This is a genomic window from Bacteroides sp. MSK.20.82 (assembly GCF_019052485.1).
GTDB lineage: Bacteria > Bacteroidota > Bacteroidia > Bacteroidales > Bacteroidaceae > Bacteroides > Bacteroides thetaiotaomicron.
Window position 1 is genome coordinate 42612 of sequence record NZ_JAHQUN010000024.1, and the last position, 19746, is coordinate 62357.

At 44.9% G+C, this 19746-nt stretch carries 12 protein-coding genes; 4 read left to right on the forward strand and 8 right to left on the reverse strand.

Going from position 1 to position 19746, the window contains the following annotated elements; genetic code table 11:
• Positions 1–77: 77 nt before the first annotated feature.
• The 4 genes from KTR07_RS17910 to KTR07_RS17925 all read right to left on the reverse strand — a co-directional run bounded on the left by KTR07_RS17910 (position 78) and on the right by KTR07_RS17925 (position 7370).
• Positions 78–1169 (reverse strand): OmpA family protein, encoded by a 1092-nt coding sequence (locus KTR07_RS17910; RefSeq protein ID WP_062695530.1) that lies wholly within the window; start codon positions 1167–1169, stop codon positions 78–80.
• 130 nt (positions 1170–1299) lie between these two features.
• Complete coding sequence (locus tag KTR07_RS17915; RefSeq protein WP_070750148.1) at positions 1300–4920, reverse strand: cell surface protein; 3621 nt, start codon at positions 4918–4920, stop codon at positions 1300–1302.
• A gap of 493 nt (positions 4921–5413) precedes the next feature.
• On the reverse strand, positions 5414–6352 hold the full coding sequence (locus tag KTR07_RS17920) for a site-specific integrase (RefSeq protein WP_070750149.1): 939 nt from the start codon (positions 6350–6352) through the stop codon (positions 5414–5416).
• A gap of 841 nt (positions 6353–7193) precedes the next feature.
• Entirely contained in the window at positions 7194–7370 is a 177-nt protein-coding gene (locus tag KTR07_RS17925) for a histone H1 (RefSeq protein ID WP_008760134.1), read from the reverse strand.
• 147 nt (positions 7371–7517) lie between these two features.
• Between KTR07_RS17925 and KTR07_RS17930 the strand changes: the two genes are divergently transcribed.
• From KTR07_RS17930 to KTR07_RS17945, 4 genes are all read left to right on the forward strand, one after another.
• Positions 7518–8165, forward strand: a complete 648-nt coding sequence (locus KTR07_RS17930) for a helix-turn-helix domain-containing protein (RefSeq protein ID WP_011109273.1) — start codon at positions 7518–7520, stop codon at positions 8163–8165.
• A 34-nt stretch (positions 8166–8199) separates the two neighbouring features.
• A complete protein-coding gene (locus tag KTR07_RS17935; protein WP_011109272.1) occupies positions 8200–9588 on the forward strand; it encodes a sodium:alanine symporter family protein in 1389 nt (462 codons plus the stop codon).
• Between the two features lie 88 nt (positions 9589–9676).
• Entirely contained in the window at positions 9677–10309 is a 633-nt protein-coding gene (locus tag KTR07_RS17940) for a hypothetical protein (RefSeq protein ID WP_008760131.1), read from the forward strand.
• A 330-nt stretch (positions 10310–10639) separates the two neighbouring features.
• Entirely contained in the window at positions 10640–12796 is a 2157-nt protein-coding gene (locus tag KTR07_RS17945; RefSeq protein ID WP_070750166.1) for a KamA family radical SAM protein, read from the forward strand.
• Positions 12797–12872: 76 nt separating this feature from the next.
• Here KTR07_RS17945 and KTR07_RS17950 read toward each other — a convergent pair whose 3' ends face one another.
• The 4 genes from KTR07_RS17950 to KTR07_RS17965 all read right to left on the reverse strand — a co-directional run bounded on the left by KTR07_RS17950 (position 12873) and on the right by KTR07_RS17965 (position 19742).
• Positions 12873–14183 carry a nucleobase:cation symporter-2 family protein gene (locus KTR07_RS17950; protein ID WP_008764627.1) on the reverse strand — a complete coding sequence of 437 codons (1311 nt, stop codon included), beginning with the start codon at positions 14181–14183 and terminating at the stop codon, positions 12873–12875.
• Between the two features lie 58 nt (positions 14184–14241).
• A complete protein-coding gene (locus KTR07_RS17955) occupies positions 14242–14949 on the reverse strand; it encodes a DUF5020 family protein (RefSeq protein WP_011109270.1) in 708 nt (235 codons plus the stop codon).
• 72 nt (positions 14950–15021) lie between these two features.
• The gene (locus tag KTR07_RS17960; protein ID WP_011109269.1) at positions 15022–16617 is read right to left on the reverse strand and encodes a SusD/RagB family nutrient-binding outer membrane lipoprotein; all 1596 of its coding nucleotides are present in this window, start codon (positions 16615–16617) and stop codon (positions 15022–15024) included.
• Positions 16618–16634: 17 nt separating this feature from the next.
• Positions 16635–19742 carry a TonB-dependent receptor gene (locus KTR07_RS17965; RefSeq protein ID WP_117981268.1) on the reverse strand — a complete coding sequence of 1036 codons (3108 nt, stop codon included), beginning with the start codon at positions 19740–19742 and terminating at the stop codon, positions 16635–16637.
• Positions 19743–19746: the final 4 nt, after the last annotated feature.

The following is a 19746-nucleotide window of genomic DNA, read 5'->3' on the forward strand; positions in this document are numbered from 1 at the left end:
TCCCATGCAGGTCCCTCATACTTTTATTAATAGAATAGAGGAATGGGGTATATACCCGCATGAGAAGTGGGAAAATATTATTCTGCAATACAGACACTTACCCGGTTTTCTTCAGGCACCCGGAAAGGCTGTACTGTATCTCCTTTAAAATCCGTAACGATTCTGTCCGGCGCTATTCCTTTGTCTTTCAAGGCATCGGCAACAATCTTCGCACGTTTTTCTGATAAAGTCATATTGATTCTCGGATTACCGGTTTCTTTGTCGGCATATCCGGTTATGGCAACTTTGCTTGCCGGATACTTTTCCATGTATGCCACCATTGCATCGATCTTCGATTGCTGGTCTTTCTGGAGAAGTGCGGAGTTCAGAGCAAAGAATATATTCTGTTTCATAGGTTCCACTACCACTGCCACAGGTTCCGGTTCGGGCTGTTTCACGACAGGTTGTGGTTTAGGTTGTTCTACTATTGGTTCCGGTTCATAATATACCGGAGCTGTTTTCTTATAGCTTTTTCCTAATTTGATGTTCAGGCCCACTAATACGTTAAATTGCCAGTCACAGTTGCCTGCCTTTTTCGAGTTGAATTTGTCGGACAGTGCATTTGCGTTTCCTTCAATATTAATAGCCAGCCGGTCATTGAGGCGCAGATCACATCCCAATCCCATACGTCCGGCTATAAGATTTTGTTTGTCCTGCCATAAATACTCTAATTCATGAGATCTTGTGTCCAGTGCGTTTGCTTCGTCGTTGTCGAAAGCATGATTCAATCCTACGCCGCCAAAAATATATCCATTGAATACACGTTTCGGATTAAAACCACAAAATAAAGTACTGAGGTCTGCCATAAGGTCCAGATTGCCTTGCAGATATTTGTACTGATAGGTTTGAGAAGGAGTGACCCATCCTGCCTTTGCCTGCCAACCGCTTACGCCTAAACGGGCTCCAAATGCAGGTGCAAACTTATACCCTACATTGACAGCTGCTGCCGGAGAGATCAGATCTGTAAAATCGGCTTCGCCTACTGTGTGAGCAGCTCCTGCCTGTACTTGCATAAACCAATGAGGTTTGAACACAGTCTTGCCTTCTTCCTTGATTTGTCGCTGTTCCTGAGCGAATGCTACTGTGCTGCCGACAGTAAGTATGGCTATTAATAAATTTCTTATTCTCATAATTTTATATATTTTATGTCTTATCACAGAGTATGCAGAATGTACTTGTTATGGTGAAAAGGGTGCCCTTTTCTGATTAGAGCACCCTTTTGTTGTTGAATGTCTAAGAATTCATTGACATTTGCGATTCTTAGTTATTCGGATTAACTGTAATAGTCAATGTAGAAGAAGTAGTTCCCCAGCCGTAATTTACTGTAGCAGGAATGAATATCTGATAAGTATATCCAACCGGTGAGCTAACATTCACATACTTCACAGTGTTACCAGTCTGAACCAAAGTAGCGCCATCAGGCAACTTGTTACCGTTGTATTCCAAGCTTGTAGTTACTTTGTTCAAATCCAGTGTTACATCGCCGAACGGACCATAGAAGAACCAGTATTGTCCAGGATTCCAATCCGGTCTGCCCCACTCTTTCTTCGTCCATTCCCAACATCCTGAGATCTGTCCGTAAGATGTTCCTTCGAATGCAGGCTTTTCAGTGTGTCTGTGAGGAACCATTGTCCAGTTACCTTCAACCCACTTGTAAGTTGCCGGTACATAGTTGATACTCTTCACATAGTCGTACTCAATAGTAGTGCTTGCAGGTTTAGAAACTTCCGTATATATAATATCGCCATCTAATTCAACATGTGGATATATCAACGGCCATCCAGCTAATTTCTGTGCTTCAAGAGAAGCGTCAACTTCTGCCTGAGTCAAGAACTCTTCAGTTGTGTAAGTCTTCTTAGTAGATCCACCCAATCTGTTATAGTATCTATAAGTAGCCTTACCTGTATACATAGTAGTCACAGTAGTGGTAGTAAACTTAATCGTACCATATTCTACATCCAACTGAGCCGGTGTAACCATTTCTTCGTGACCTTGAACATATTCGAATTCAGGAGTACAAACTCTCTTCCAGTAAGAATGAACATTTTCAACCCATGACCAGCTATCTTTTACAATTGCTTCGTTTCTCCAGTCAGTCAACAGACCATTCCATTGGAAGTCAGCAACATCACCGCCAGTCTTAGCGTCTATTACTGCAATACCGCTCGGCATGTTCAAGTTAACAGGACGGATAAAGTCAACCATAAATTCGTTAACAGTCACTTCGTCGCCATTGCTCATCGTGTAGATGTGTGCAACGACAGCTTGCAGACCGTTTGCGCTGTTCAACGCAGCCTTCACAGCAGCATTGCTCTTATCCAGGGTGATATAGTTACCGTCGATCTGAACACCAGACATTACAGGAGAAGTCAAGTTACCGTTAGAGTAAGTCTTGATTACTTTGTAACGAGCAGATTCGCAACCCGGAAGTCCTTTCACAGTGTAAGCAGAGTAAGCTTCTGTCAATGCTCTTCTGAACTGACAATCACTTGCAGGAGAAGCAACTGAGTTAGGTACACTCACATTTACATTGAAGTACTTGTACTCATCACCATCTTTCGTCCAGTAAATATCATTTTCAGTAGCATCCAAAGTAAGTTCAGGCAACTTCACGTTTACAGTGAACTTGAATGTGATGCTTGCAGGATATTCAGAAGAAGTCAGCTTGTTCTTCACTGTTACAGTTGCAACAAATTGAGAACCACCGGCACCGATCTTACCCAGTTCACCATGATTAAATGACCATACGATCTTCTTCGTAGCAGTACCTACTGAAGTATCACCGTCAACGATTCTCGGCAGAGTCATAGTGTGTGACAGGTTGTTCTTCTTCACTACAGCAACAGCACCGGAAGCATCATACAAGTTCCAGAATTCTTCGTGGCTCATGCTTGTTTCCTTACCGTTAGTAATAACGCGGTAAACATTTTCACGGATGAATTGCTCTGTGATAGTGTATTCAGCAGCTGTTTCAGTACATTTAGCTACCAAGTCATAAGCCTTGTCACCTACTACGAGGTCATCTTGCTTCGTCACACCAAATTCGATCTTCACGAATCCGCGACGTACTACATTGCCTGCTTCGTCTACCAATTCCACTTTCAGGATAGGAGTACGACCGATCGCTTCTTTATTGAAGCCTTCTGCCTGGTACAAACCTGCCGCAGCGTCGTTACATACCACCCATTTCTGCTGGTTGGTTGAAGTTTCACCTTCAATGATGTTGTAATCAGAAGAAGCTACAGAGAACTTATATGACAACTTATAGTCTTCGATCGGGAATTCTTTGTGATTACCGTTACCGAAGCAAGTAGCCACCAGGTCTTTCAGGTTGAATACTTGATCGTAAGGAGTTGTATAGCGAACAGCTTCTGACTTACAAGCAGTGAAAGTAGTTGCATAATGAGCACCGTCAGCACCTGAAACTAAAGTAGCTTTGTCAGAGATGCGAACGTCCGGTGCAGCCAGTACGTCATCATAGATAGATACATACGGAGAAGTAACCACTACGTTAGTCTCGTCTTTGTCTACAGCATCACCCTTCAGAGTAGCCTGCAAAGCAACCATGTTTACTTTATCTTCTGCCGGCTGAGTAGAATGGACGTTAAGACGAAGCAGTTTGAAGTCCACTGTTCCCGTTGCAGCGTTAGCAACCGGAGTACCGCTGATCTGAACCCACTGGCTGGCAGCCGCGCGAGTGTTGATCACTGTAGCGCTACGATCCAAGTAGCTATAGTCAGCATTGCCCAACTTGAAGCTAGCCGGGTTGAAGTGGTAGCTTGCAGTTGCCAAAGCAGCTGTAGAAATACTATAATTCGTAGGAATAGCAGCATTTTCACCGCTTCCCATCGGAGCATATTTCAATGAGTTGAACTTGATCGCTTCCACACCGTCTACGATATAGTCGGGAGCAAACGTGATGCTTGTCAGACGGCAAGTCATCAAAGTGTGCAGGCTCACCAAGTCAGCGTTGATAGTAATAATCTGGCTGTTGATGGTTCTGATGTCACCCTGAATACCTGAGATATCCGATTTGATAGCATCCAGCTCATCGTTGATCTTATCTTCGAGGTCAGCAATATCCTGAGCTGTAGAGTTCTTCAGCGCTTCAATGGCAGATTTATTCTCACCGATCAAAGCTTTCAGACCGCCTTCACCGTTGATTTCATCCCAAAGTTTCTTAATCTCATCCTGTGCAGCTTCAATAGCTTCCTGCGCTGCCGCGATATCTTCCTTGTTAGCGTCAGCTATATCTTTTACACCTTCTGCATAAAGTTTCAAAGCGTCGAGCTGAGTCTGCAAGTCTTTATCTGCTGTAATCAACGTTTCGATAGCATCCTGAGCATTTTTGATCGCTTCGGTATTTTCTTTCACTGCTCCGTTGGCAAGATTGCTCAAACCTGTTTCGATACCTTCAATCTGAGCACCGAGTGCTTTTACAGCAGCTTCGTGTACTGTCACATCCAGTTTGTTGTCAATAGCAGCCTGCATTGAATTTCTCAATGCTTCAACCTGTGTTGCGGCTTCCGCTATCGCATCTGCTTTTGCTTGCGCAGCGGCAGCTTTCGCTTCTTCTGCCAGCGCTTTCGCTGTAGCAGCATCGGCAGCAGCCTGGTCGCCGGCAGTTTTTGCAGCTTCTGCGGCAGTCTTAGCTTCTGCAGCAGCTGTCTTTGCAGCATCAGCAGCAGCCTGTGCAGCTTCTGCAGCACTCTTCAGCGTTGTCAGCTGAGTCTGAAGATCGCCAACGGTGCTTCCGCTTTTGTCAATTTGTTCCTGCAGACTCTTGATGTCGTCATCGTAGTCTTTACAAGAAGTAAATGTACCTGCCGAGGACGCTATCAGCGCTCCAAACAGGACAGCATTTAAAAACTTTTTGTTCATAATAAAAAACTTTTAATTTATAAATTAAAAAAATAATAAAAATATAATTTCTCACTTTTGATTTTAAATCCCATGTGTTGTTCCGTTCATTTCTCGTGCGACCTCCTTTTCTTAATTCATTCAACCTTTATTTCCCTTATATAATACACTATGAAGCATACGGGCCAAACAGCCTTTACCCGTTACTTTCTAGGTAACGGGTAAACCTTTGTCCTGACTCCTGTGGAGCTATCTATATGAAAAACCAGACTATTTTACAGTGAAACATATTTACCCCTGCTTCAGACATGCGGCAGAGGGGAGGAAATTCTTTGTATCTTGATCAGAGGTTAACAGGTCCCTAATAGAAAGAAATCCGTTGTTTTATCGTATTATTTCTCTTTTTTTAGTAGTTTATCAGAAAAAATATCTTTTTTGTTTGCATGTTTTCCAAAATATATCCATCTTTGCAACGCTATTTAGCTCCGTTACCTAGAAAGTAACAGATTCATTTTCAAGATACTACTCCAGCTATTGAATGTTTTACAAAATCAATAATCTGATTATTAGCCTCATCAATTTTCTTATTACGGAAAGGTTTTAGATAAGTCTCGGTCACCTTGATGGACGAGTGCCCCATAGCTTCGGAGATAATACCCGGATGAATTTCGCAATAATAGGCTGTTGTAGCCCATGTATGGCGGGCGGTGTATGAACTCAGTTTATCGTTCAGTCCCAATACCTCCCCCAAGAGCGTGAGCTGCTGGTTGAAGCTGCGCAATGCCAACTGATATTCCCGGTAAGCCTCCTTTGTTCCCTCTCCGCTTTTCAGCAGTGAGAAGAGATAGGGCGAATGGCTGTCGCGGTTCATATACTTCTTTAATAGTTCGAGCGCTTCCGGAGTAAGCGTCACCGACAAGGGCCGGCCTGTCTTCCGCCTGCGGTAAGTGATCACGTTATCCCTCAAATCACTTTTACGCAGATAAGCGAGATCGACAAACGGCAGACCACGAAGCAAGAACATCAGCACGAACATGTCCTGCGCACGCCTCACGGCAAGAGGTATGGCGGAAGATGAAGGCAGTCTGGTGAATACCTTCTTCATATCTTCATCACACAATGCCCTCTTATGGTCCGCACGCGTGCCCGTATAAACAGAGCGGAACAGATGGGGCGTATAAACGACCATCCTACTGTTGACGGCACGATTGTACACCGCACGAAATGTTCTTAGATAAGTGGAAACGGTGTTCCAGCTACATCCCTTCCCACGAAGGTGTATCTCGAAACCTTTCAACCACTCCGGGGTGACCTCGTCAAAAGAAAAATCCCCTTCCCCACAATAAGCAATGATGGCATTGGTGCTGCTGCGATATACGTGCGCCGTACCAAAGTTTCCCCCCATCCGTAGCTCTTCGGCTACTTGCTTCATAAATGCTACTACTTTTAACATTGTACTCAGTATTAAATATTACACAATAAATATACACATATTTCAGCAACTATAATTGCCTAATACGCATATACACGACCAATTTTCAGAATAAGACACTCCGAAAATCAGTATCACCGAAAAACGAAACAACAAATAGGGAAAGATTGAGTTCATTTATTCAAATTACCATGAATAACTTTTCACATATAGCGACATCTATTGATCACTAAAAAAGGACCTTTCTTAAAAAAGGAATATTTAAACAGTGAAAGAAGGGCATAATTGTATCCCACTTTAAAGAAAGGCATAAAAATGCCATCATTCACAAATACAGGATTCCTCTTTTTTACTATTCAAAGAGTTTATCGGTCAAATCAGAAGTATAATTCTTTTTCACTGATCATTCTGATCGCTTACTGAAGAAAAACAGTTCCGAATGACACTTTTATTTTCCCGGTATTTATGGATCAATTAGAAGAAAATTAAGCAAAAACAGCTTTTTCAGGTCTTCCTTACCGACGGAAAACAGGTTGGTCGGTGAGGAAGGAGGCGTTGGTTTTAAAGAAACACCCCCTTGGTTTAAAACCAAAAGATACTTTTTTGTTTTGAAAAGGTGTATATTTCATGTAGTTTCATGCAAAGAATGTTTTTTTTTCGTATATTATTGCATTTATTTATGCAGATTTTTCTCTAGTTCGTTATTTTTAGAGTGACCGTTTTTCAATGTAATCTTAAAAATAGCACATTCGTCCGATATTTCGGGTTTCAGAAAAGAGAAGGAGGTATAAATAGAAGAAGAGGATGCATCTCACGACACATCCTCTTCTTTTTTCCTGATATCTTAGTAGACTTCTATTTCTTAGTTTTTAGAAGCTTCCAAAGATGCTTTGCGGAATTCTTTCATTGCTTTTTCGATTTCCAAAGAAGCCTTACGAGCACGAGTTCCTGCTGCTTTGTTACCGTTTTCAATCTGAGCGTTAGCATCTTTTGAGAAGTCAGCATACAGAGCTGCTACTTTTTCTACCAATTCTTTCATAATCCTTTTATTTTTTTCGTTAATAATGTGTCGCAAAAATACACTGTTTCCCGAAATAAACGCATAAAAACAATATTTTTTTTGAATTTATCTGCGAAAATAAGCTAAAAAAAAGGCTTTTCACCATTTTTCCCTACCTTTGTAGCCATGAAAACGCTTACTGATACGGATCACATACATACTTTGATAGCTGAAGGAGAGCATCAGCAACAGGACTTCAAATTCGAAATTTCCGACGCACGCAAGATTGCCAAAACGCTGTCGGCTTTTGCCAATACCGACGGAGGACGGCTATTGATCGGCGTGAAAGACAATGGACGAATAGCCGGCGTACGATCTGAAGAGGAAAAATATATGATTGAAGCAGCCGCACAACTTTATTGCATCCCGGAGATAGATTATACTTTACAAACATATATCGTGGAAGGCAAACAGGTATTAGTAGCCACCATCGAAGAGAATCCGCACAAGCCTGTCTATGCGAAAGACGAAAACGGAAAGCCTCTCGCCTATCTCCGCATCAAGGATGAGAATATACTGGCTACCCCTATCCACCTGCGTGTATGGCAACAAAGTGGCAGCCCGCGGGGAGAACTGATCCGCTATACGGAACGCGAACAACTCCTGCTCGACCTGCTGGAACAGGGAACGCTGCTTTCACTCAACCGGTATTGTCGGCAGACCGGTATTTCCCGACGTGCCGCCGAACATCTGCTTGCCAAATTTGTTCGGTATGATATAGTAGAGCCCGTATTCGAAAATCATAAATTTTATTTCCGAATGAAAAACGAGTGATATATTACGATTTACTCTTTTCAAAAACCTAACTATGAACTTTATCAATGAAATAAATGATATACTCTGGACATACATCCTGATTATCATGTTACTGGGCTGTGCCGTCTGGTTCAGCATCCGAACGCGGTTCGTACAGTTCCGTATGCTTCGCGAAATGATTATATTACTCAGCGAGTCCGCCGGAAAAGGAAAACAGGGCGAGAAACATGTTTCATCTTTTCAGGCATTCGCTATTACGATTGCCAGCCGTGTGGGTACGGGCAACTTGGCAGGGGTGGCCACCGCCATCGCCATCGGCGGACCGGGAGCTGTTTTCTGGATGTGGGTGATCGCCCTGCTGGGAGCTTCGAGCGCTTTTATCGAATCTACCCTGGCACAGTTATATAAGATACGCGGGAAGGACTCTTTTGTCGGAGGCCCGGCTTATTATATGAAGAAGGGATTGAAACAGCCGTGGATGGGGATACTTTTCGCTGTGCTCATCAGCATTACTTTCGGTTTTGCTTTCAATTCGGTACAGAGCAATACGATTTGTGCTGCTGCCGAACATGCGTTCGGATTCAATCATACGGTGTTGGGAGGAGTGCTTACCGCTCTGACTCTTGTCATCATCTTCGGTGGTATCCGCCGGATAGCGCATGTAAGCAGCATTATCGTCCCGGTTATGGCATTAGGATATGTAGGACTGGCACTGGTCATCGTATTACTTAATATCACGCATCTGCCGGAAGTGATATCTCTCATCATCAGTCATGCCTTCGGCTGGGAACAGGCATTGGGTGGAGGTGTCGGTATGGCGCTGATGCAGGGTATCAAGCGCGGATTATTCAGCAATGAGGCCGGTATGGGTTCGGCTCCGAATGCAGCAGCGACGGCCAACGTCACTCATCCTGTCAAACAGGGGTTGATACAGACGCTGGCAGTATTTACCGATACTTTATTAAATTGCACCTGTACGGCATTTATCATTCTTTTCAGCGGTGCTCCTTTGGACGGTTCCTCCAATGGGGTGCAACTAACCCAACAGGCGCTCACGAATGAGATCGGTGCTTCCGGAAGCATCTTTGTTGCCGTAGCGTTGTTCTTCTTCGCATTCAGCAGTATCTTGGGAAATTATTATTACGGTGAAGCGAATATCCGTTTCATCACCGCAAAGAAATGGGTGCTCCACACCTACCGGATATTGGTCAGCGGCATGGTACTTTTCGGGTCTGTCGCCACACTCGATTTGGTATGGAGTCTGGCGGACATCACGATGGCTCTGATGGCTGTCTGCAACCTGATCGCCATTATCTTTCTCGGAAAGTATGCCATCCGCCTGCTCTCGGACTATCGTGCCCAGAAGAAAGCGGGCATCCAAAGTCCTGTTTTCAGGAAAGAGACCATGCCGGACATCGAAAAGGACTTGGAATGTTGGTGAAAACCAACACTTTTTCGTACCTTTGCGGCTCATTAAAATCTCCACACACGATTTGTAAATTGTAAATTATAAAATAGTAAATATAACGATGGGCTTATTTGGTTTATTCAAAAAGAAATCCGATGAAACAAAAGTCGGCAATGTAGAAGATTTCATATCACTGACCCGGGTTTATTTCCAGTCAGTCATCGCTACTAACTTAGGTATTACCAACATCCGCTTTTTACCGGATGTGGCTAACTTCAAACGTTTGTTCAAGATTCCTACGCAGGGAGGTAAGCTGGGACTGGCAGAAAAGTCAGCTTCACGCAAAATGCTGATGCAGGACTACGGACTGAATGAAAGTTTCTTTAAGGAGATCGACAGCTCCGTGAAGCGTAATTGCCGTACGCAGAATGATATCCAGTCGTATCTGTTTATGTATCAAGGTTTTTCCAACGACTTGATGATGCTGATGGGAAATCTGATGCAATGGAAGTTCCGTATGCCGTCTATATTCAAGAAGGCGCTTTACGGGATGACGCAGAAGACGGTACACGATGTTTGTACGAAGACGGTGTGGAAGGCTGATGATGTGCACAAGACTGCGGCGACTGTCCGCCAATACAAGGAACGCCTGGGGTATTCGGAACAGTGGATGACGGACTATGTATATAATATAGTGCTCCTTGCCAAAAAGGAACCGAAAAGGAAGAACGACGACACGGAAACGAAAAAATAAGGTCGCGTAAATGTTAGAAAATCGTAAAGAATAGCATAGCAGGAAAAGCGGGAGTGGCATACTTCCGCTTTTTTTATTATCTTTATGTACTTTTTCTTTTGCCTTGATGCAAAAGAAAAAGTACCAAAAAGAAAAAATCAAGGCTGCGCCTGCCCGGCTACTCCGGTCTCATTTCCGGCTAAAGGGCAGAAACTCGCTTCGCTCAAACAGTCTGCCCTTTTTAACGCCGTAAATAAGACCGGAGTAGCCGGGCAGTCGAGGCCGGGGGAACCGTGCGGAGGGATAGGTCGTTACTAATCAATAAATAATATAATAATATAGAGGATGCTTATGAAACAAAAGAAAATGCTTGTACTTACTTTTTCGCAGTTGAAACAAATATACACGCAGGAGATGCCGGAGTTGGTAGAGATGGCGGCGGTGAGTCCGACAGTGGAGGACTTTAAGGCTGGTCTGCTAAAACATCTGGATAGTTGCGGGATGGTTAATGAGGTTGCGGAGGAGGCAAGGGAGCAAATTCGACTCTTACTCCAGTATGATGGACAGGATGTTCATGAACTGTCTACGGGACAGGATATTTCGGTACAGACGATACGGTTGCTTTATCAGTTTCTGACGGAGAAGTTGGAGAATATAGAGATGCCGACGGATTTGTTTGTAGAATTGTTCCAGTTGTTCAAACGTTTGCAGGGGGAAAATGTTCCTTCGCCGTCTCCGCAGCGCATCAAGAGCCGGAATGACCGGTGGGATACCGGATTGGATGAGGAAGTGCGGGAGATGCGGGATGAGAATAAGGAACGGATGCTGCATCTGTTGATTCAGAAGATTGAGAACCGGAAGTCGAAGCCTTCGGTACGGTTCCATTTTGAGGAAGGGATGAGTTATGAGGAGAAGTATCAGTTGGTAAGCAAATGGTGGGGAGATTTCCGCTTTCATTTGTCGATGGCTGTGAAAAGTCCGGCTGAGTTGAATCGCTTTTTAGGAAATTCACTTTCGTCGGAGACGATGTATTTGTTGAATCGGGCACGTAAAAAGGGAATGCCGTTCTTTGCTACGCCTTATTATTTGTCGTTGCTGAATGTGACGGGGTATGGGTATAATGATGAAGCGATTCGGAGTTATATACTTTATTCGCCACGATTAGTGGAGACGTATGGCAATATTCGTGCATGGGAGAAGGAAGATATTGTGGAGGCAGGAAAGCCGAATGCTGCCGGATGGCTCTTGCCGGACGGACATAATATTCACCGACGGTATCCGGAGGTGGCTATCCTTATTCCTGATACGATGGGACGGGCTTGTGGAGGGCTTTGTGCATCTTGCCAGCGTATGTATGACTTTCAGAGTGAACGGCTGAATTTTGAATTTGAGACGTTACGACCGAAGGAGTCGTGGGACAGTAAGTTGCGACGGTTGATGACCTATTTTGAACAGGATACGCAGTTACGCGATATTCTGATTACGGGAGGCGATGCGCTGATGAGTCAGAATAAGACGTTGAAGAATATATTAGAAGCGGTGTATCGTATGGCGGTACGCAAACAAAGGGCGAATCTTGAACGTCCGGAAGGTGAGAAATATGCGGAATTGCAACGGGTGAGACTGGGTTCTCGTTTATTGGCTTATTTGCCGATGCGTATTAATGACGAGTTGGTTGACATTTTGCGGGAGTTTAAGGAAAAGGCTTCGGCTGTTGGCGTCAAGCAGTTTATCATTCAGACTCATTTTCAGACACCGCTGGAGGTTACCCCCGAGGCTAAAGAAGCAATTCGGAAGATTCTTTCTGCCGGATGGATTATTACGAACCAGTTGGTATATACGGTGGCTGCCTCACGCAGAGGACATACTACGCGGCTTCGCCAGGTACTCAATTCACTGGGAGTGGTATGTTATTATACGTTCTCGGTGAAGGGATTTAATGAGAATTATGCGGTGTTTGCCCCCAACAGTCGCTCAATGCAGGAACAGCAGGAAGAGAAAATTTACGGACAGATGACTCCGGAACAGGCGGAAGAATTGTATAAGATACTGGAGACCAAAGTCAGTGCAGGTATAAATGAAGAAAAAACGAAAGAAGATGCTGACACCGCCAAACAAATAAGACGGTTCATGAGAAAGCATCATCTGCCTTTCCTTGCTACCGACCGCAGTGTACTGAATCTGCCTGCTATCGGCAAGAGTATGACTTTCCAATTGGTAGGATTGACTGAGGAAGGCAAACGAATTCTTCGCTTCGAACATGACGGTACCCGTCACCATAGCCCTATTATCGATCAGATGGGACAAATCTATATCGTAGAGAATAAATCACTGGCAGCTTATCTACGCCAACTCAGCAAGATGGGGGAAGACCCGGAAGACTACGCTTCTATCTGGAGCTATACAAAAGGGGAAACCGAACCTCGTTTCAGCCTCTACGAGTATCCAGATTTCCCCTTTCGGATTACAGATAAAATGAGTAATTTAGAAATAAATAATAGGTATTAGGTAATAGGTAATAATCGTAGCTGCCGGTAGCTTTACCCGCATGGCATATTACTTATTACCTATTATTTATTACCTATTACTTCACTCTAATTACCATATTAGCAACAATTGCAGTTAAACCTCCGGTGGTGATTCCTGAAGAGAAAATACTTCGAATTGCCTCTGGAGCTTGTTTTAATACGTCCGGCATTAGTTCCACACCCAAACCTAAAGATAGGCTGACTGCTAAGACTAAGGTTTCTTTGCGGCCTATTTCCTGTGAGGAAACGATGCGGATACCTGCTGCCGCTACTGTACCGAACATTAATAAGGTGGCGCCTCCCAGTACCGGATCGGGCATCAGAGAGAATATAGCTCCTACAATGGGGAATAATCCCAGCAGAACGAGCATAGCGGCAATATAATAGCCTACATAGCGGCTGGCAACTCCTGTTAATTGGATGATACCGTTATTCTGTGCGAAGATGGAGTTCGGGAAGGAGTTGAATATACCTGCTAAAAGAGAGTTGAAGCCATCTGCCATCACACCGCCGGAAACACGTTTCAGATAAGAATCACCTTCAATCGGAAGTCCGGAAATCATAGAGTTGGCTGTCACATCTCCTGTGGCTTCAATGGCGGTGATCAGATAGACCAAGCCAATGGCAATAAATGAAGAGATATTAAAATCAATACCGTATTTGAAAGGTTGCGGGATGTTGAAACTCATCAGCATCTCGACATTTAGTGCGCTCATATTTACTTTTCCCAGGGCGAAAGCCAGTCCATAACCCAGGCAAAGACCGAACACGATGGAACTCATGCGCAGGTATTTGTTTTTGCAGCGATTGAAAAACAAGACGCTCAACAGTACGAGTGCCGCAATGGACAGATTTTCCCACGAACCGAAGGAGCCGTCGTCCATCGCACTATATCCGCCGCCACAGGAAACGATACCGACTTTGATCAGACTCAATCCGATCAGTAGTACGACAATGCCGGACACTAGCGGGGTGATGATATTACGAAGATACTTGAAGGTACGGCTGACGACCATTTCAATAGGTGCGGCAGCTATACAGGAGCCGAATATCAGCGGAAGTCCGCCTACTAATCCGGTCGCTATGATAGGACCGATAAAGGAGAAGCTGGTACCTTGGATGCAGAGCAGCTTCGCTCCTATCGGACCGATACGACGGCATTGTATAAACGTAGATACCCCCGAAGCAAAAAGGGACATAGATACCAGAAAGCTTGTTTTTTCAACATCCAGCTTCAGTGCGCTCGCAATGATAAGAGGAGGTGTAATGATGGCTACAAAGATAGCCAGCAGATGTTGCAAGGCAGCAAACAGGGCATCTTTAAATGGGGGGCGGTCTTCTACGCCATAGATCAAATCTGTTTTCATTCGATATTTTTATTCAATAATTGATGTATATCCGTTGGGGAATTTTGTACTTCGAAGTTTAGTTCAGCGTCCACTTCAAAGCCAGTGTCGGAATTACATAGAAGCCGTCACGACCACCGAAATTATTGCTCAGTTCCACTTCGGAACCGACACTCAGGTTAAAGTTTTTATTCACTCCCTTGATGCGGTTCAGGTTTACCCAAAATTGCGGTTCGGAGAGGAAGATGGTTTTTCCATACTTGGTTTCTTCACGCCACCAGTCGGCAAAACCGGAGAAGGTGAGCAAATCCTTGCAAAAGTTCATGTACCATGTTCCTGTCAACTGGAAGTTATTCGGGGATGGGTGCTTCTGTATATATTTGTACATCGCTGTCAATGTGAAGCCTCTGGAGAAAGAAGCGTTATTATAGGTATAGGTGGCTCCCGCCAGGTAAGCGTTGTTGTAGGAGAATCCTTTCGCCAGTCCGCCATTGTATTCGAGATGGGCGGAGAAAGGACCTTTCCAGAATTTCAGTTCACGGGCTATCTCCCAGTAAGCGGAAGCGACCCCTTCGGACGTATAGTCCATATCGATAAAGAAGTAGGTACTTCCCCAGTTGTCGGGATGGAACTTCTCGACAGTGGAGGTCAACAGCGGGCGTCCTTTCAAGTCTTTATCATACAGGGAACGTCCGAAATCATAATGTAACTGAATGTTTTGTGCCTGCAATTCCGGTACGGCAGAAAGCAGCATACATAGGAAAAGAGCAGAAATGATCTTTTTCATGACAAATGTGTTTAAATGAAGGTGCAAAAATAGTTAAACCTATACATATATTCACATTCCGACACTAAAATTTTAATCCAGACTATTATTTCCTGTATCCCACCACAATCGGGTACCTCCATGATCGGGTCCGCCCAGAGCCTCCACAAGAGCCAGGTATTGCTCTCTGTCTTCGGTTTGCAGCGTGCCGGGGAAGTTGAGGCGACGTACCATTGTCTCCGTGTCGATACATCCGTTCCTGCTATGGTTGAAGCGTACCGGAAACAGGCGGGGATATCCCGTGCGACGCTGTTCCGCCCATGCCTCGCAACCTTCCGGGAATAAGGCTATCCATTTCTGCGTAATGATCTTTTCCAGCTTTATTTCCTTGTCGTCTGCGGGATTCCATTTAGGAGAAACCAGGCAACGGGCAGGAATGTTATTTTCGGGGTCTTGTGTGTCGATGAAATCGGCAGCTGTCCGCTCACTGTTCAGATAGTCGTCCATCTGATAAATGCCGCGTTGATGAAGAGACGCCTTTATTCCGTTTTGATAACATTCTTCTTCATCCTCCGGTATCCATCCGCGCAAAGCAGCTTCGGCACGGAGAAACCAGATTTCAGCGGAACTCATCAATGGGGCATCCGTACTCTGGTCGACGGACAATTTGGATAAGCCTGCATAATGATTGTGCGCAAAGCAGGTTCCCTGACGGATGCCGCGGTACTCTCCTGCATACGCTTTGTCGGTACAGGTTTCAAAGTAAACTTTCAGTCGGGGATCATCGTAGCCTGTCAGAATAGATTCCATTGCAGCGCTCATATAAGTTTCATTCCATACCCGGTTGAGTTCTCCCAACGGATTCGTGAATCCGGATTTCGTAGAGACCGCTACCCGTTCATCTTCCGCTTCAAAAACACCAAATTCATTTTCCAGTCCTTTCAGGAACTCGGTGCGTGCCTTATCCGGATCAACCGCAGAAATACGCATTGCCAGACGCATACGCAACGAATTGGCAAACTTGATCCAGGAGGAATATTGACCGTCCAGCAAGATATCAAAGCGGGTGAATCCATTAGATTCGGGCTTCTTTTCTATATAATCGGCAAGAGAGACAACAGCCGAATCGAGTTCATTAAAGAACTCATAGTAGACTTCTTTCTGCGTATCAGGGCGATATTGATTCTGGGCATTCGCGAAATTCTTATAAATAACAGGGCCGTAATAATCTGTCACACGGTGCATGACTTCCACTTTCAGCACTTTGGTAATGCCGAACAAGGCAGGTTCCGTATCACGGGTGGCATTCTCCGACTGGTAGATTTGTGGAAAGATATACGAATACATATGTGTCCACATGGCGCTGTTCCAGCCATCCTGCATATTATAATCCGAGTTATGCGTACCTCCGTTCAAGGGTTTTCCGTCGTGCATATAACCGGAGAACATATCCGCGTTCAGATTCTGTATCAACTGGAAAGGCCAGTTCTTGCCTTTACCGAAATCGTAGTTAAAGTAGATGCCTTGCTGGATAATCCCCAGACGAATACCGTAACCATTGTCGTCAATCAGCAAATCATCGTCCGTAACTCCCGACTGGTCGGTATTAAATTCACGGAATTTCCCTGTACAGCCAACAGAAAGCAGCAGCATCCCCAGCAAGTATATATAAATATGTTTTTTCTTCATCGTCTTCCCTCCTACTCTTAAAATTCACATGTCAAAGTAAAGCCCAGACTGCGGGTGGTAGGCATACCGAACACTTCAATTCCCTGATTGTCATTGCCTGTAGAAAGTACCAGATCGGGATCGAAAGGCGCTTTCTTGTACAGAAAACAAAGGTTGCGGGCTACAAAAGAAAGTTGCAGGTCTTTCAGACAATTCGTTTTCTGTACCCATTTTCGGGGGAAGCTATAACTCAGCGATATTTCCCGCAACCGTAGGTTGGTAGCGTCATACATATAGTATTCCGTCACTCCGGCACGTCCGCCCACTACATTCTTATAGAATCCTTTGACATCGCTTATTTGCTGGCCTTCCAGCGAAACATATCCTTTATCACGGGCTTGTGCCGTCGCTTTCGATACTCCATAGAGGTCCATCTCCGCCTGGGTCTGCGAAAGGACTTCACCTCCATAGCGCCAGTCAAGCAGGAAGTAAAGGCTAAAACCTTTGTAGGAGAAGGAATGATTCCATCCCAGCATAAAATCCGGATTGGCATTGCCCACCTTTACGGTATTTCCGTCGCCTTCGACCAACGGAAGTCCTTTATAGTCTCCGTCCGTTCCATAAACGATGCTGCCTGCTTCATCACGTATAAAGGCTTTACCGTAAATATCGCCGATAGAGCCGCCTTTCACCAGTTTCATCGCATAACTGGACGAGAAGCTGGTAGGTCCGTAAACAAATTCTTTCAGTTCTTCATGAAGTTCTACAATCTTATTCTTATTGGCAGAGAAGTTGAGAGAGGTCTTCCACGTGAAGTCGGGGGTCAGTACCGGAGTGGCATCCAGCGTTATCTCCCATCCCTGATTCCGGATATCTCCGGCGTTGACGTATCGATAGGCATACTTATCCCCCGCAAGCGCAGGCAGTTTGAAGAACTGCTCATACGTGTCGGTACGGTAATAGGTCAGATTTAATCCGAGGCGGTGCTGCAAGAACTTCCATTCCATGCCCAATTCGACGGAATGCGTCATTTCCGGTTTCATCTCGGCGAAAGGGGCCGCATCGCTTGCCAGTATCTCTCCACCGGCAGTCACATACGAAACAGGGTAAGTGATAAAAGGAGGCACCCCGTTGCCTACGATACTATAAGCACCGCGCAACTTCGAGAACGAAACCCATTCGGGCATCTTTACCCACTTATCCGGAAGGAAAGAGACACCGACGGAAGGATAAAAGAATCCTTTCTTCTCATATTTCGTGTAAGCCAGCGTAGACGACCAGTCGTTACGTGCGGTCAGGTCAAGGAAGACTCCTTCTTTATAGCCAATCTGTGCCGTCGCAAAGACCGATTGCAGTTGGTAATGGGCATCTATTTTCTGATCGATACTGGCAGAACTGCTCATCACGATATTGGCAAGATTGAACACATTGGCATATTTCAACGAAGCATTCTTCGAATCAATGCGAGTGGAGTTAGTGATTCTGTCATTGATACTGCCGCCAATGGCTACGTCCAATGTGAAGTCATTCAGTTGCTTCTTGACCATCGCCATCACGTCTCCGTACATCTGCGTTTCCTGATAATCCATTTCAATATAGCGCCCGTTCATCCCACAGAGTGCCGTAGCGGTGGAGGCATAAAATTTCTGACGCAGTTTATCGGCTGAGTGATCCAGATTGCCACGAGCCTGAAGTGTCAGCCAATCAGTGACTTTCAAATTGGCAGAAAGGGAAAGGAGCAGGCGGATACGTGCATCCTTACTCTGTATGCGGTTTTGTATCCAATACGGATTCTGTTCAAAGTCTTCGGTAAAAGTATGCCAGTTTTGTGTATTCAGCTTTCTGTCCTCGTCATAACGTTCATAGTTCTCTTTATAATAAGACAAGTCCTCGCCACGAGGAAAGCGGTAGAGCCCTACCAGAGGATTCATATAAAAGCCTCCCGATACGGGTTTATTCTTCACCGTCTGCTTCATGACATTCACGTTACCGTCCAATTTCAGCCTGCTGTTGAAGAGGACGGCGGTCTCTCTCAGATTGATATTGTGTTTGGAGAGTTTATTTTCATTCAGAATACCGCGACCGGTGGTGTTGGCATAGGAGAAATATGTTTGTAGCTTGTCATTTCCTGAGTTGACGGATACAGAAGTGATCGACGTCAGTCCGGTACGGAAAAAGTCACCCAAATTATCGTAAACCGTCAGATTTTCTTTTTCTCCCCAACTGTCTGTTACATCACTTACTCCGTAGCTGTTCTGCATTTCAGGCAGAGAAAAAGCCTTTTCAAAAGTCAGTCCGGTAGAGAAATGAATATCCCTCCGTCCTACGGTATTTCCTTTCTTTGTAGTAATAAGAATGACTCCGTTGGCCGCCTGGCTACCATACAGGGCTGCGGCAGGAGCTCCTTTCAGGATGCTGATACTTTCCACGTCCTCCGGATTCAGATTCGAGATGCCGTCGCCTCCGTCCCTGTTGCCGGCATTTGCCGTACCGCCGATAGCCGAATAAGCCTGTTCCGAAGTAGAATTTAGCATGGGGACACCATCTATCACATACAGAGGCTGATTATCACCGGCCACCGACCGCACCCCACGGATACTGACTTTCGCCGATCCGCCCATGCCGGAAGAGTTCTTGCTGACCTGTACACCGGCTGCCTTTCCTGCCAAAGCCGTGATCATATTCACTTCTTTCACACGATTCAGTTCTTCTCCCCTCACCTTTTGCACGGCATAAGCCAAAGAGGATTCTTTCTTTTCAAGTCCCAAAGCAGTTACAATCACGTGGTCAAGCAGCAGAATATTTTCTTTCAGACATACTTCAAGCATTGACCTACCCTTTACACTGACTTCCTGAGACTCGTAACCTACGAAAGAAATTTGCAGAACAGCACTATCCGGAACGAATAAAAAGAAATTCCCCTCCACATCTGTCACTGTTCCATTCGCTCCGCCTTTCTCTCTGATTGTCGCTCCGATAAGTGGTTCACCATAGGTATCGATGACCCGCCCCCTTACCGTAAAACTGGCAGAGGAGACTTTCACACATTCTTTCGACCCCGGCCGTGAAGCATAACAATCTTCTTCAAAGAAAGATAACAAGCTTATAAAACAGCAACTTATAATTATTCTTGTTTTCAACAGCATTTCA

Coding starts and splice junctions, on each gene's coding strand:
- KTR07_RS17910 (WP_062695530.1), bottom strand. CDS start 1,169: ATGAGAATAAGAAATTTATTAATAGCCATACTTACTGTCGGCAGCACA.
- KTR07_RS17915 (WP_070750148.1), bottom strand. CDS start 4,920: ATGAACAAAAAGTTTTTAAATGCTGTCCTGTTTGGAGCGCTGATAGCG.
- KTR07_RS17920 (WP_070750149.1), bottom strand. CDS start 6,352: ATGTTAAAAGTAGTAGCATTTATGAAGCAAGTAGCCGAAGAGCTACGG.
- KTR07_RS17925 (WP_008760134.1), bottom strand. CDS start 7,370: ATGAAAGAATTGGTAGAAAAAGTAGCAGCTCTGTATGCTGACTTCTCA.
- KTR07_RS17930 (WP_011109273.1), top strand. CDS start 7,518: ATGAAAACGCTTACTGATACGGATCACATACATACTTTGATAGCTGAA.
- KTR07_RS17935 (WP_011109272.1), top strand. CDS start 8,200: ATGAACTTTATCAATGAAATAAATGATATACTCTGGACATACATCCTG.
- KTR07_RS17940 (WP_008760131.1), top strand. CDS start 9,677: ATGGGCTTATTTGGTTTATTCAAAAAGAAATCCGATGAAACAAAAGTC.
- KTR07_RS17945 (WP_070750166.1), top strand. CDS start 10,640: ATGAAACAAAAGAAAATGCTTGTACTTACTTTTTCGCAGTTGAAACAA.
- KTR07_RS17950 (WP_008764627.1), bottom strand. CDS start 14,183: ATGAAAACAGATTTGATCTATGGCGTAGAAGACCGCCCCCCATTTAAA.
- KTR07_RS17955 (WP_011109270.1), bottom strand. CDS start 14,949: ATGAAAAAGATCATTTCTGCTCTTTTCCTATGTATGCTGCTTTCTGCC.
- KTR07_RS17960 (WP_011109269.1), bottom strand. CDS start 16,617: ATGAAGAAAAAACATATTTATATATACTTGCTGGGGATGCTGCTGCTT.
- KTR07_RS17965 (WP_117981268.1), bottom strand. CDS start 19,742: ATGCTGTTGAAAACAAGAATAATTATAAGTTGCTGTTTTATAAGCTTG.